Here is a 13,756-nt window from a genome sequence, read left to right as displayed (position 1 = left end):
CTTAATTCCTTTTCAATGTCGTATTGACCACCTTGGCTAACATGGCATTTTCTGTAGATTGTGACCACTTTTGAAGCATTTCATCTAAATATGATCTTGCATCTGGCGTAAGATTCACTCCATCCCATCCAACTGGCGCCCAAGTTCCTAGCTTGTTTTCAGGAAGGGCATTTAGTGTTTGAAGCAGCTTCAACTGTAAATGATTAAATCTCTTACTTAGCTCCTGCGCTCCTGCAAAACCCGGCGGAGATTTAACTCCTGCGTTGGAGGAAATTTTATCTAGTAATACGTCCATGACATTTTCAGCATCATCATCACTAATCTGCTCCAAGAGCTTTGTCGCTGCGGCTACCTCAAGCTTACTGCCGAGCAATATTCGTATTAACCGCTCTACAAGCTCGCTTCCTTGAGATAGCCCTATGTATTTAACCTTTTCTCTGGTTAAAAATAGATAAGGAGTCAAATCAACATCACCAAGTTGGGGTTCCATTCTAACCCACTGCGATAACCAGAAGTCGTTCTCTATATCAAAAATAGGAGCGACTTTTGCCTTTATCACCTTATCTTTAGCGTCAGGATCCGTTTCTTGAGGCTCTATATTTTTCTCTTGCTCTCTTAATGCTCTTGAAACCCCTTCATCACCGTTTAAACTATCTTTTCTAAGCTGCTCGTATGCCTTTTGATTAAAACGTTCAAGTATCATCAGTTTTATAAGCACGGAATCTTTTATAGCATCTTTATAACCTGCACCATCAGCGACAAGAATCCTCGTCATAAAAGCATTCAAAAAACGCTTGATTTGACGAGGATTCCCCTTAGTTCCATCTGTCAACACAGGTGCAATCTGCGATGCCATCAGAAATAACTCTTTGTCTTCACTTGAGAGTGTTTTGCCTGTAAGTTCCTCAATTTTTTGTACGGAGATAGCGCTTTTTTTCCATGGTTCCTTCAGAGATTGTCTTGCAAAAGACAAAACGCTCTCAAATTGAGCCTCATCAGCCTTCAACACATTTTGGGAAATTAAAAGAGAAAGGTATATAGACGTCTCATTTTCACTAAGTGCAGGTATCCGGAATGGTACTTGGATTAGCTTTTCTAGATAATTTCTCGTGTATGCTGCACCACCTACTTCTTCGGACAATTTAGGAAAATGTCGCCTAACAGAATATTCGATCATCGTTTCATCAGCAGCAACGATAAAAGCAGTATTAGGCATGAATAAAAAGAGCTTCATTGCCTCTAAAGTCGCAATGGCTGTTTCAGGTAAGCAACGGTCTAAGTCATCCACTAAGACAACAAGACGCTCAATTTTTGCGGCTTTAAGTAATTTATTATATTCATTGCGAAAGTCAGATATTTCTTTAACAACGCGCTTGGCTTTAGGTTTCCCAATTACGTCCTGTAATGCTGATAGGCCACTTTCAATGTCGTCTTTGCTAAGGTTAGTTACTGATTCCTTTAATTTATCTAAACCTTGGCTAACATCCTGAATAGCAGAAGGTGTCGGAATACCGCTGAAAACAGTAGCTCCCCAGTTGGCAACAGTTTTAAATGACTTGAACCAATCAATTCGGTCAAGAAAGTCATTAGCCTGCTGTTTAAAGCCCTCAACCTTTCCTCTTTTCTTTATTAAATCAGAGGTGATTTGCTGCATTAAGGCTGTTTGAGCGTCTTCAAGACCTTGAAATAACCAACTGTTAAACCGTATACATACTGTCGATTCGTCATCTTGGTAGGAATTTTCAAGCATGGCTAAGATGCTAGACTTTCCAGCTCCCCAATCCCCATGAACACCAACAGAAACAGGTAAGCGACTAGTGTCTGACAATAATTTAATGATCGCAGAACTAATCGCTTGGTAATTGAGTAAATCAACCTTTGATTCATTATCAGGCCAAAGCATCCTTCGCTCCTTTTACTATTATATTTCCTTGATAATTGTGGCGTTTGTACAAAAATTAAACCCCACAAAGTTTAAAATGAAGGCTAGATACCTCCGGCTACCCGATTACATTTTTTGTAAATAAATGGGGTCAGAGTTAACTTTATAAGGGAGTTGATTGGCGAGTGGAGATTGGCTTTTCCATTCCCTGAATGGCGTGGTCGATGTTTGATTCGAGTAGGCCTAGCTCTGTCCTTAAGTGGTGATACTTTAATCTATCTTGTTAGTGGCTATCAACATGTTATGTCACATATTTGCCTGTTTTTTCTCGAAAAATAATAGCTTGTCTTAGGGAAAATTCAGTGAGGTTAAATCGAAGAGACGTTGGATACCCAGTGTAGATACGACTGTGACCTTCGGTTTCAGGGATGAAACCGTAGAGCGGCCAGGGATGGCGCACAGCGTGTCACAGGCGTATCTGCACATAAGCGAGCCGCAGGCTATTGATAACAGTGATGGATTGACCATCGACAACCTATAAAACATAGGCTTCAGGTTGACGTTATAACCTCTAAGAAATACACGTACGTCGTTCCTTCACATCCTTGTGATCACGACATTGGTACTTCCATGTACAGCACCCGCCGGTAGGCGTTAGATAGCCATGAAGGGTCGACCTTCAAACTCACTCAACAAGTAAGCATGCCACCAAACGCTACTCGCGCCAAATACCGCCAAATCGAAGAGACGTTAGATACCCAGTGCAGATACGACTGTGACCTTCGGTTTCAGGGATGAAACCGTAGAGCGGCCAGGGATGGCGCACAGCGTGTCACAGGCGTATCTGCACATAAAGCCTGCGGCAGGCAATAAGTTTCCATGAAGGGTCGACCTTCAAACTCACTCAACAAGTAAGCATGCCACCAAACGCTACTCGCACCCAATACCGCCAAATCGAAGAGACGTTTAGATACGGGTGTAAGCACGCTTTTGGCTCTCGGCGGCATAGCCGCCGCCGTGAAGCCCACATGGAAGTGCTCGTGGCGGGCCAAAAGAGTGCTTGCACATTCCCCGCCAGGCAGGCGTTAGATAGCCATGAAGGGGCGACCTTCATACTCACTCAATAAATAACCATGCAACCAAACACCTATCAAACAAAGAGATAGGATATCTCGATGGACAGCCCCCCGCCGGGGAGGCGTTAGATAACCTTGAAAATACAGCCTGCAAATCCACTCAACAAATAAACATGCCACCAAACGCTACTCGCACCCAATACCGCCAAATCGAAGAGACATTGGATACCCAGTGTAGATAGGCCAGTGAGCTTCCGTGACATGGATGTCACGGCAGAGCCTACAGGGAACGTACTTGCGGCGTCTCACAGGCGTATCTGCACAAAAGCGAGCCGCAGGCTATTGGTTACAACTCAGGTTAACGCTACAACTAAGTAACTAAACTCAAACTACAACTAATGTAGTCAACGGTAACAAGGCTAATTTGCCGATTAGCCCAAACCGGCTAACTTCCCTTCTCACAAGCCCCCAACTTTCTTGGTAAAGTTAAACTCACCACGCATCCCTCCTTCCAGGAAAGATCGGCGTGATCGGCGCAATTATCTATGGTGAACTTGCCCTTGTGCTGACGCATCACGTCGCAGCAGATGGCAAGCCCCAGCCCCAGACCGTCATCCTTGGTGGAGTAGAAGGAGGCCATAAGATCCTGCGCCTTACCCTTGAGGCCGGGGCCATTATCCACCAGCTTGAGGATGACCTGTTGCTCACCATAATCAAGGCTGAGTAGCAGCCGCTTCTCCCGCTCTGAATGCATCTCGGCCATGGCATCGAGACTGTTTTTAATCAGATTCACCAGCACCTGATTCAGGCCGACGCTATCGCCGCACAGACGATAGGGCTCTCCCTGAACCTCCTGAGTGAGGACGACTCCCTGCTGCTGAAACTCGCGGCGAAACAGCGCCAGAGTGTTGGTGACCAGCTCATCGAGGGACAGCTCTTCATACTGGGATTTACGCCGCTGAAGCAGACCTCGAATGCGGTGCACCACAGCGCCTGCCCTAGTAGACTGAGCGTTGATCTTGGCCAGCAGCTCGTAGAGCTCTGAGTCGGCATCACCATGACGGTTAAGCTGCATCATGCCGCCTTCGCTGTATTGGGTAATGGCGGCGATAGGCTGGTTCAGCTCATGGGCCAGACCCGAGCCTATCTCGCCGAGGATCGCCGCGCTCTTCATCCGCTCTACCTGCAGCGCCTTGTCCTTAAGTTGGCGCTCGGTGTCGATCAAAAAGTCACTCTTCTGCCTGAACTTATATTCCAGCCAGAGGTGATAGACGGTGGACACCAGAAACAGCATTAGAAACGTCAGGCCCCACTCCTTGTTCTTCTCCATCCACTTCAATACCGTATGATGCAGGGGTGGCGGTGGCGCCTTGAGTTGTAACTCTTTGAACAGCTTAATCACCCTAAGCTGACTGATGGGGGCGGTCCAACCCAGCGTCTTGGCCTGAATGGCGGCGGGATGATCCGAAGGCAAGGCAAACAGTGCCTGGGTGATCTTCTGAGTAATGGCCGAGGGCACGGTATCGGCAGCGGCAAATGACCAGTTAGGATAAAGCTGGGTACTCACCAAACACTCATAGCCCGCGGGCTTGGTGGGGTGGATCACCCGAAAATCCTCCTTGTTTACCAGCCCCTCCTCAATCATCTCCTCCAGAGTACAGAAGGGGGTGATAGCGGCATCGACGGTCGCGTCGCGCACCTGATAGACGATGGGCTCTAAGGGAAAACCCAGAAAGCGCAGCGAGGCGAAGTAGTTCTCAGGGTTATAACCCATCTTATGCAGCAGACCTATGGCGGCCTGATAGCCCCCCAACGCCTGAGGGTCACTGGCCACCAGATGTTTGCCTTCGAGATCTTGCAGGGTATAGATCTGACTATCGGCGCGCACGATAATGGTGGAGCCGATGGCAAAGGTGGCACCGCCATGCATGTGGCTCTTCATGGTCGCCAGCCAGGAAAGCGGAAAGTTACTGCTGAGGTTTAAGTATTGCCCAGGGTTGGTGACGATAAACTGCAGCTCATGGGCCAGCAGTTGGCGGCTCATCTCATCGAAATCCACCGGCACCACCTCAAAATGGGTGCCAGGCACCTCTTGAGAAAGATAATCCATCATGGGCTGCCAACGTTCAATTCCCTTCTGCACCCCGTGATTAGCCAATACCCCGACTCTGAGATGGATAAGATCCGCGCGCTCTTGCTTGCCCTCTTCGGCGCTGGCGCTGGAGCTCAGTAACAGGCAGGGCACAAACAGGCTCAGCCAGCCAGTGCACAGACAAGATACTAACCATTTACCTAATTGCCTTTTCATCGCGCGCCCAATCACTTAATCCAAACCCTACTCTAAGCAAGAAGCCCACGCTTTGATGTGAAGCGGTGCAAACTCCCTCTAGGGCCTCCATCAGAAAATTATCATTTAGTGATCTGTCTCAAAGGCCCAAACGCCATTTTTGCCGCTTGCCCATCAAGGCGCTAGGCTAGATGCAACTGACTCAGGAGATCCCATGTCACAACCTCAGCCCCTCTACTTGGTCGACGATGATGAAGCGGTGCTCGATTCGCTCAGCTATATGCTGCGCCAGTTTGGCTACCAACTCACCACCTTTGTCTCTGGCCTGCACTTCTTAGAAGAGGTGGATCTGAGCCAGCCAGGCTGCGTCATCCTCGACAGCCGCATGCCAGCCATTAGCGGTCAGGCGCTGCAACAGGAACTCCTGGACCAGCAAAGCCCACTTGGGATCATCTTTCTCACCGGCCATGGTGACCTGCCCATGGCGGTCAACGCCTTTCGCCAGGGCGCCTGCGACTTCTTCCAAAAACCAGTCTCGGGTCAGGCCTTGTCGGCCGCCATCGACAAGAGCATGCTCCACAGCCAGAAGGCCTTCGAGGCGCTACAGCTGAGTCAAAACCTAGCCACCCTCAGCGAGCGTGAACATCAAGTTCTGGAACTGTTGATTCAAGGTAAAACCAACAAGCAACTTTCCGAGGCACTCTATTTATCGCTGCGCACCATAGAAGTGCACAGATCTAACGTAATGAAAAAGCTCAAGGTACACAACCTGGCAGAGCTGGCAAAATACAGCCAAATCTGACACTTAAGATGCACTTGCTGACTTGTCACTCGGCTCAGCCTGGCTGTTAGCCCTGGCCTTTATCACCCAGCGGTTCCCCCTCCTCATTGCCTCTACGCGAGAGTGAAGATCACACTTTTTTTACATTCGCGCTAAAAATCGTTGCGCCAGATCACGCCACCTCAGCCTATGTGGTTTACCACAATACCCCTGTATTTCATATGGGATAACAATGGCTCAGACCTCCTGCGGGAGGGAACAAAAACCAATAACAGTGTGTGATTTCATCTGCTCAGGCAGATGAAGGAGGAAACCATGATAGAGCTTGATAGACGAACGTTTATTAAGGGCGCCGGCGCAGGGGGTGCAAGCTGTGCGCTAGCGACATTATTACCCGGTTCTTTAGCTGCGCTGGAGCAGAAACCCTTAAAAGGGGTGGGCAAGGAAGTCGCCAGTATCTGTGAAATGTGTTCGACGCGTTGTCCCATCTCGGCACGGGTCGTCGATGACAAGAATGTATTTATTAGCGGTAATAAGGCAGCCAAATCTTTTGGCGGTAAAGTCTGCGCCCGAGGCGGCGCCGGACACAGCCTGCTGTATGATCCACAGCGTATCGTTAAACCGCTTCGCCGGGTCGGCGAGCGCGGTGAAGGCAAATGGGAAGAGATCAGCTGGCAAGAGGCCTATAAGACGATCGCCCTGAAGCTCAATCAAATTAAGCAAGATCATGGCCCAGAGGCCGTGGCCTTCTCCTCTAAATCTGGCTCACTCTCAGGCCACCTGTTCCATTTAGCCAAGGCCTTCGGCTCACCCAATACCTTTACCCATGCCACTACCTGCCCGGGTGGTTATGTGATTGCCGCCAAGGCGATGTTTGGCACTAAGGTGAAGCGTGACTTAGGCAACTCCAAGTACATCATCAACTTCGGCCACAATCTCTATGAAGGGATCAACATGTCCGAGACTCGCGGCATGATGAAGGCCCAGATGGATAAAGGCGCCAAGTTAGTGGTATTCGAACCACGCTTCTCAGTGGTCGCCGACAAGGCCGACGAATGGTTTGCCATACGTCCGGGTACGGATGTCACAGTCGCGCTGGCCCTGTGCCATGTGCTGATCTACGACAACCTTTACGACAAAGCCTTTATCGAGCGCCATGTTGAAGGATTCGATGCCTTCGCCAAGGAAGTCAAAGCCTACACCCCAGAATGGGCCGAAGGGATCAGCGACGTGCCAGCCAAGGACATTCGCCGTATCGCCCATGAGTTTGCCGCCAAGGCGCCCCATGCCGTAGTGGACTTTGGTCACCGCGCCACCTTCACCCCAGAAGAGTTTGAGATGCGCCGCGCCCTGTTTGCCGCCAACATCTTAATCGGCAACATTGAGCGCAAGGGCGGTCTCTACCTGGGTAAGAAGGCTAAAACTTACAACAAGTTTGCCGGTGACAAGGTTGCTCCAGGTCTAGGTAAACCCGGTGTCGAAGGCATGCCTAAGCCACAGGCCAAGCGTATCGATCAGGTAGATGAGCAGTACGCCATGATGTGGTCATCTGGCGGTATCTATCAAACCATTCTCGATGCCACCTTAGAAGCCAAACCCTATCAGCTTAGAGCCTGGGTGATGAGCCGCACCAATCCGATGCAGACCATGACAGACAGAGCCTTGGTGGTTGAGACCCTGAAGAAACTCGAGTTTGTGGTCAGCTGTGATGTTTATATCAGCGAAACGGCGGCCTACGCCGACATCATTCTCCCCGAGTCCACCTATCTGGAACGGGACGAAGAGATCGCCGACAAGTCAGGCAAGAGTCCGGCCTACTACGTGCGCCAACGTGTGGTTGAGACCATAGGCAACACTAAGCCAAGCTGGCAAATCTTCAAAGAGCTAGGCCACGAGTTGGGGCTAGGCCAATACTTCCCATGGGAAAACATGGAAAGCCTACAACTGCTGCAAGTCGATCGCGACGTAGCACGCTTTAATGAGATCAAGCAAAAGGGCTATGTCAGCTACGGCAAGCCATTGATGCTGCGTGAACCCGCCATGGTAGCAGCGTTCGTGAAGCAGTATCCCAATGCTAAGCCCACCGATGACGATGGCACCTATGCCAACGCCATGAGCTTCAAGACCCCAAGCGGCAAGATTGAACTCAGCTCAGACAAGGTCGAGCAGATGGCCGCCGGACGCGGAGTCATTAAGTATCGTCCAGTCGAACTCAAGCAAGCCAACGAACTCTACTTTATTCAGGGCAAGGTAGCGGTGCACACCAATGGCGCCACCCACAACATTCCCATGCTGGCCAACCTGATGTCTGACAACGGCGTGTGGATCCACCCTATCACCGCAGGACGCTTAGGGATCGCCAGCGGCGATAAGATCCGCCTTACCAGCAGCGTCGGCAGCGAAGAAGGTACCGCCCTGGTCACCCCAGGTATTCGTCAGGATACCGTGTTCGCCTACATGGGCTTCGGCTCCAAAAATAAAGAGCTATCCAGAGCGACCGGCAAAGGGGTTCACTGCGGTAACCTACTGCCAAACAAAACGGCGCCTGTCTGCGGCATGAATATTCACACTACTGGCATCACGCTAGCGAAGATCTAATAGGAGTCCAGTATGAGTAAAAGATATGTAATGGTGCACGACGAGAATCGCTGCATCGGCTGTCAGGCCTGTAGCGTCGCCTGTCGCAGCGAAAACGGTACCCCAGAAGGGGTCACCCGTCTGCAAGTGCGAGTCGAAGGCCCCTTTGGCGATGCCCCGCACCTGCACTTTAAATACAACCGCGTCTCCTGTCAGCAGTGTGAAAACGCGCCCTGTGTCACCGTCTGTCCGACAGGCGCGGCCTATGTGGGCGAAGATGGACTGGTCTCTATCAAAGAAGATAAGTGCGTCGGCTGTATGTACTGTGTGGCGGCCTGTCCCTACAAGGTACGTTTCATGAACCCTGAAACCAAGGCGGCCGACAAGTGTAACTTCTGTAAGGATACCCGCCTGGCCCGTGGCGAACTGCCAGCCTGCGTGACCGTGTGTCCCACCGATGCACTCACCTTTGGCGATGCCAACGATCCAAGCAGCGAGGTGGCCAAACTGATCAACACTAAAGCGACCTATCAGGAGAAGACCCATCTGGGTACCAAGCCCAGGGTTTATCGCATTCCAACTAAACGTGGGGGGATACAGTCATGAACAATACCTGGGGCGATATGGCGCAATATGATCCAGTCACCTGGAACTGGATTATCGCGGTCTACCTGTTTATGGCAGGCCTCTCGGCAGGCTCCATTCTGATCGGCATAGGTCTGCGCTGGTACAGCAAAGATAAGTCGGTAGAGAGTGCAATATTAAAAGCGGCGGCGATTATCAGCCCAGTTGCTATCTCTGTCGGTCTTGCCTGCTTAATATTTGATTTAACTAAGCCGTTTGATTTCTGGCTTATTCTAATCAACTACAACTTGAGCTCGGTAATGTCCATAGGGGTGCTGGCTTTGTTAGCTTACTCACCCATAGGGATCGCCTACTCCTTAATTGTGTTGCGAGATGAGCTGCCTAAGTGGAAACTGGGCTTCCTAGTGCCAGTGGCACACGCTTTAATGCCATTTAGAAAGGCGATGGAAGTGGTGTTATTTGTGCTCGCCATTGGTGTCGGTGCCTATACAGGCTTCCTCATCTCGGCGATGAACGCCTACCCTATGTTAAACACGGCTGTGCTACCGGCACTCTTTTTGGTATCGGGTCTGTCTGCAGGCGCCGCAGCCAACGCCGTTGGCGCGCTGCTGATGTTTAACACTCACCCCCATGATGCGAATCTGGGCAAGATGCACGGCCTGGAACTGCCCGTGATGCTAAGCGAGATCATGTTCCTGTTCATGCTGTTCTGCGCCCTCTACTTCAAGGGCGGTGCAGCTGCAGCGGCGCTGGCGTCACTCACTACAGGTGTGTGGGCAAGTGTCTTCTGGGTCGGTGTGGTCGGTATCGGTTTTGCCATCCCACTGCTCACCATGCTGATGCCATCACAGACGCGCCACAGCAAGGGCGTAATGATTGCGGTGGCTTGCTGTAGCCTCACCGGGGTGCTGGCGCTGAGACACTTTGTGCTCTACGCGGGTCAGAGCTATATCAGCTAAGGAAGTTACGAAATTCATCTCCACTAACGCAAAAAGCCCAGCAGATGCTGGGCTTTTTATGGTTCTTCGCATATGTTGTGCGAGCGATTACTCGTCGTCTTCGTCGAACAAGTCGTCATCGCTTTCGCCAGCCGTATCACGCTCGGCGCGCCATTTCTCGGCGGCAGCTTCTTTATCGGCAAGCGCCTGATCACGCTCGGCGCGTTGCTTGGCGCGGCGCTCGTTGCGCACCATCAGGTTTTCAACGATACCTTTTAGGGTCTCATCGCCCCAGGCGGTCGCCTCGGCTTCAGTGGCAAAGCCAGTTTTTGATTTAGTCACCACTGTCTTGCGCGCCGTCATACGACGAGTCACTTCAGCGGTCCAGCTACCTTCGGCTTCGATCACGCGAAGACCGTATTTCTTTTGTTGTGTCATGTTAATTTCCTAATTCGATCTTCGAGTGCAAACTTGCCGCTCATTGAGGGAAACAGTCGATGAATTTATCCACTGTCGTCAGAAAGGCGGCTATTGTAGTCTCCTCTGGATAAAACTCAATCATTAGCGCGCACAATTCGCTAAAAAAGATCCCTCTAACCAGGCGCTAACAAGCATAAAACCTAGCACCAATCCCCGCCCTGGCCCTACGGCGATCAGGCGAATTAAATAGCACTTTAGCCTGTCTTACTGTAAGCTGCACGCCCGCCAGTGCACTTGGCCCCGTATTTTGCTGCCCTTTGTAGCCCAAGAGACCCATCTATGAGTTTTACCTCCCTAGGTTTATCCGCCCCCATTTTAAACGCCGTAACCGAAAAAGGTTATCTGACGCCGTCCCCCATCCAAGCCCAGGCAATACCCGCCGTCTTGTCAGGCAAGGACGTGATGGCCGCCGCGCAAACCGGGACAGGCAAGACCGCAGGCTTTACCCTGCCGTTACTCGAGCTACTAAGCAAGGGACCACGTGCCCGCAGCAAACAGGTACGCGCCCTGGTGCTCACCCCTACTCGCGAATTAGCGGCGCAGATCGCCGAAAGCGTTACCACCTATGGAAAGCATCTGCCTCTTCGCAGCGCCGTAGTGTTTGGCGGTGTCGGCATTGGGCCGCAGATCAGTCAACTTAAGCGCGGCGTCGATATCTTGGTAGCCACGCCAGGTCGTCTGTTGGATCTCTACCAGCAAGATGCTCTTAGCTTTAGCCAGCTGGAGGTCTTAGTCCTGGACGAAGCCGACCGCATGTTGGATATGGGCTTTATTCACGACATTAAGAAGATCCTGGCCATCTTACCGACCAAACGTCAGAACCTGATGTTTTCGGCCACCTTCTCCGATGAGATCCGCACCTTGGCTAAAGGGCTGGTTAACAATCCGGTGGAGATCTCGGTTACGCCACGTAACACCACGGCCAATACGGTACAGCAGCTTATCTGCCCCGTAGATAAGAGTAAGAAGTCGGCGGCCCTAATCGCCCTCATCAAACAGAATAACTGGCAGCAGGTGTTGGTATTTAGCCGTACCAAACATGGCGCCAACCGTCTGGCCAAGACCCTGGACGGCAAAGGGATCACCGCAGCGGCGATCCACGGCAACAAGAGTCAGGGCGCCCGCACTAAGGCGCTGGCCAACTTTAAGAGCGGCGATGTACGCGTACTGGTCGCCACAGATATCGCCGCCCGCGGCCTAGATATCGATCAACTGCCTCAAGTGGTCAACTTCGATCTGCCCAATGTGCCCGAGGATTATGTGCATCGTATCGGCCGTACCGGTCGCGCCGGCGCCGACGGCAAGGCGATCTCTCTGGTTAGCAGCGAAGAAGCTAAGCTACTGGTGGATATCGAGCGTCTGATCGGCAAGCAACTGCCCCGCACCGAGGTAGAGGGCTTTGAGCCGACCCACGAGCTGCCTGAGACCACGCTGACGCCTAAGCGCCATGGCCAGCACAAGGGACCTCGTAATCCCAAATCAGATGGCAACCGCAACTCGCGCAGCGGCCAGCCCCAGAAGGCCAACAGGCCCAAGGCAGATAATGAAGGCCAAAGCAAAGGTCGCTCGGGCAATGGCAAGCCTGCTAGCCAAGGTCAGGCATCTGCAGGTAAGCAACAAAGTGCGGGCCAAGGCAAGAGCGAGCACAGAGACGGTAACGCCCCAGCGCGTCGCAGACGTCGCCGCCCGAGACAAGCGACTCAGGCAAAAAACTAATCTAGAACCCATCTGGGGCCTGGCAGGTCTGCGCCCCAGTTTTATTTAGACCCGTCTCAATCTCACCATCGAATCTCACTCGAAAGTTCACGCTTAACATTTACATCCTCGCTTAAATCACTGTATTGTCGTTATTTATAAAGATGAGTACCCGTTAGCGGCCTCATCATTAGGTCGACAACATTGACCCGTTACGCTTTAGAAATGGACTTTTAATATGAAATACATCGCCTTCATCCTCTTGTGCCTTACCCCCCTATACACTCAGGCTAATTCGGGCCTTCCCAACCACAGACATGTTGTGGCTCACGGGTCAGGGAAAATTGTCACCAAACCTGATATGGCAAGAATCACCTTTGAAGTGCAAAGCATTCAAAAAGATGCCCTCTCAGCTAAGAAAGAGGTTGATCAACGCGTCAATGCACTGCTTAAAGGCTTAGATGATTTCAAAGTTAATGAGGACAAGGTCTCGGCCTCTAATCTGCTCACCGAACCCCATCTGAACTATACCGATGAAGACTTAGAGGTGATCGCAGGCTATGTTGCGACTCGAACATTGAAAGTCACCCTTAATGATCTGCAACAGATGAACGGGTTTATCGACTTTGCTCTCAGCGTCGGTATCAATGAAATCGAAGATGTAGAATTGTTATCAACGCGGTCACATGAATATAAAAAACAAGCGACTGTACTCGCCGTTGAAGATGCGAAAGCTAAGGCCACCTCATTAGCCAACGCCTTCGGCGCTGAGTTAGGAAATATCTACAGCATCAATTCAAGCAGCGACTCTAGTCGATACGGATATAGTGCATACAGTGATGTTGAACGTATCTCTGTAACAGGTTCAAAAATTGATGCCGGCGATCTAGCTCCAGGCCGCTATCTACAAGCCACCATTAGCTTTTCTTCCTCGATAACGGTTGTCTTCGATCTCGAGGTCAAATAGCACAATCCCCTAATATGACGGAACCCAAATGGACGATAAGTGAGGTCACTATGTTGAAATATATTTTACTAACCATCACCCTGTTAAGTTCAGGCGCAGTAGCGGCGATAGACGATGTGTTAACCGTCGACCGTAGCGTCTCAGGTAGCTTTCAATCTTCATTTCCCAACGAAAATAACACTCAACCAGATATCAGTGACTTCAAGGTGCTCAATAGCGTGCTGATGAGTAATGAAGCGGGTGAACGTTGGGCGGTTATGACCATTGAAAACCTGGCATCTGGTCAACGTACCTTAAATCAGAACCACCTAATGGCACTGTTTGCCAACGGTGAAAGATTAACACCGCAAATCTTTAAAAGGAGATTTGCCGCCAACGAGATACTCTCGATTACCTTAGCCTTTGGTGAGCACAAGTTTCCCATTCTCGAAATCTACCCACGCAACTAAGCAACACGCAGATGGTTTAGCAATGTTGAGCAAACGAAA

10 protein-coding genes are annotated in these 13,756 nt (G+C 50.9%); 7 read left to right on the top strand and 3 right to left on the bottom strand.

Annotated elements, in window-relative coordinates:
• Window position 1: 1 nt before the first annotated feature.
• Both qatA and CFF01_RS02990 read right to left on the bottom strand, forming a co-directional pair.
• Window positions 2-1,903, bottom strand: a complete 1,902-nt coding sequence (gene qatA, locus CFF01_RS02995) for a Qat anti-phage system ATPase QatA (RefSeq protein WP_088903805.1) — start codon at window positions 1,901-1,903, stop codon at window positions 2-4.
• 1,500 nt (window positions 1,904-3,403) lie between these two features.
• Window positions 3,404-5,266 (bottom strand): sensor histidine kinase, encoded by a 1,863-nt coding sequence (locus CFF01_RS02990; RefSeq protein WP_088903804.1) that lies wholly within the window; start codon window positions 5,264-5,266, stop codon window positions 3,404-3,406.
• Between the two features lie 193 nt (window positions 5,267-5,459).
• Between CFF01_RS02990 and CFF01_RS02985 the strand changes: the two genes are divergently transcribed.
• The 4 genes from CFF01_RS02985 (at window position 5,460) to nrfD (ending at window position 10,147) form a co-directional block, all read left to right on the top strand.
• The gene (locus CFF01_RS02985; protein WP_088903803.1) at window positions 5,460-6,047 is read left to right on the top strand and encodes a response regulator transcription factor; all 588 of its coding nucleotides are present in this window, start codon (window positions 5,460-5,462) and stop codon (window positions 6,045-6,047) included.
• Between the two features lie 294 nt (window positions 6,048-6,341).
• Window positions 6,342-8,624: a thiosulfate reductase PhsA gene (phsA, locus tag CFF01_RS02980; protein WP_088903802.1), complete on the top strand. Its 2,283-nt coding sequence runs from the start codon at window positions 6,342-6,344 to the stop codon at window positions 8,622-8,624.
• Between the two features lie 12 nt (window positions 8,625-8,636).
• The gene (locus tag CFF01_RS02975) at window positions 8,637-9,209 is read left to right on the top strand and encodes a 4Fe-4S dicluster domain-containing protein (RefSeq protein WP_033538708.1); all 573 of its coding nucleotides are present in this window, start codon (window positions 8,637-8,639) and stop codon (window positions 9,207-9,209) included.
• Window positions 9,206-10,147, top strand: a complete 942-nt coding sequence (nrfD, locus tag CFF01_RS02970; RefSeq protein WP_033538709.1) for an NrfD/PsrC family molybdoenzyme membrane anchor subunit — start codon at window positions 9,206-9,208, stop codon at window positions 10,145-10,147. The genes CFF01_RS02975 and nrfD overlap by 4 nt, the downstream gene beginning before the upstream one ends.
• Before the next feature lie 87 nt (window positions 10,148-10,234).
• Here nrfD and CFF01_RS02965 read toward each other — a convergent pair whose 3' ends face one another.
• On the bottom strand, window positions 10,235-10,564 hold the full coding sequence (locus CFF01_RS02965; protein WP_088903801.1) for a DUF3622 domain-containing protein: 330 nt from the start codon (window positions 10,562-10,564) through the stop codon (window positions 10,235-10,237).
• Window positions 10,565-10,885: 321 nt separating this feature from the next.
• Here CFF01_RS02965 and CFF01_RS02960 point away from each other — a divergent pair, with 321 nt between their 5' ends.
• The 3 genes from CFF01_RS02960 to CFF01_RS02950 all read left to right on the top strand — a co-directional run bounded on the left by CFF01_RS02960 (window position 10,886) and on the right by CFF01_RS02950 (window position 13,717).
• Window positions 10,886-12,322: a DEAD/DEAH box helicase gene (locus CFF01_RS02960; RefSeq protein ID WP_088903800.1), complete on the top strand. Its 1,437-nt coding sequence runs from the start codon at window positions 10,886-10,888 to the stop codon at window positions 12,320-12,322.
• 217 nt (window positions 12,323-12,539) lie between these two features.
• Window positions 12,540-13,268, top strand: a complete 729-nt coding sequence (locus CFF01_RS02955; RefSeq protein WP_088903799.1) for an SIMPL domain-containing protein — start codon at window positions 12,540-12,542, stop codon at window positions 13,266-13,268.
• A 50-nt stretch (window positions 13,269-13,318) separates the two neighbouring features.
• Window positions 13,319-13,717 (top strand): hypothetical protein, encoded by a 399-nt coding sequence (locus tag CFF01_RS02950; RefSeq protein WP_088903798.1) that lies wholly within the window; start codon window positions 13,319-13,321, stop codon window positions 13,715-13,717.
• Window positions 13,718-13,756 lie beyond the last annotated feature (39 nt).

Source organism: Shewanella marisflavi, assembly GCF_002215585.1.
In the GTDB taxonomy this organism is placed as follows: Bacteria; Pseudomonadota; Gammaproteobacteria; order Enterobacterales; family Shewanellaceae; genus Shewanella; species Shewanella marisflavi.
This window is presented reverse-complemented; position numbering and strand designations above follow the sequence as displayed.

Coding starts and splice junctions, on each gene's coding strand:
- phsA (WP_088903802.1), top strand. CDS start 6,342: ATGATAGAGCTTGATAGACGAACGTTTATTAAGGGCGCCGGCGCAGGG.
- nrfD (WP_033538709.1), top strand. CDS start 9,206: ATGAACAATACCTGGGGCGATATGGCGCAATATGATCCAGTCACCTGG.
- CFF01_RS02990 (WP_088903804.1), bottom strand. CDS start 5,266: ATGAAAAGGCAATTAGGTAAATGGTTAGTATCTTGTCTGTGCACTGGC.
- CFF01_RS02965 (WP_088903801.1), bottom strand. CDS start 10,564: ATGACACAACAAAAGAAATACGGTCTTCGCGTGATCGAAGCCGAAGGT.
- CFF01_RS02950 (WP_088903798.1), top strand. CDS start 13,319: ATGTTGAAATATATTTTACTAACCATCACCCTGTTAAGTTCAGGCGCA.
- CFF01_RS02955 (WP_088903799.1), top strand. CDS start 12,540: ATGAAATACATCGCCTTCATCCTCTTGTGCCTTACCCCCCTATACACT.
- CFF01_RS02985 (WP_088903803.1), top strand. CDS start 5,460: ATGTCACAACCTCAGCCCCTCTACTTGGTCGACGATGATGAAGCGGTG.
- CFF01_RS02960 (WP_088903800.1), top strand. CDS start 10,886: ATGAGTTTTACCTCCCTAGGTTTATCCGCCCCCATTTTAAACGCCGTA.
- qatA (WP_088903805.1), bottom strand. CDS start 1,903: ATGCTTTGGCCTGATAATGAATCAAAGGTTGATTTACTCAATTACCAA.
- CFF01_RS02975 (WP_033538708.1), top strand. CDS start 8,637: ATGAGTAAAAGATATGTAATGGTGCACGACGAGAATCGCTGCATCGGC.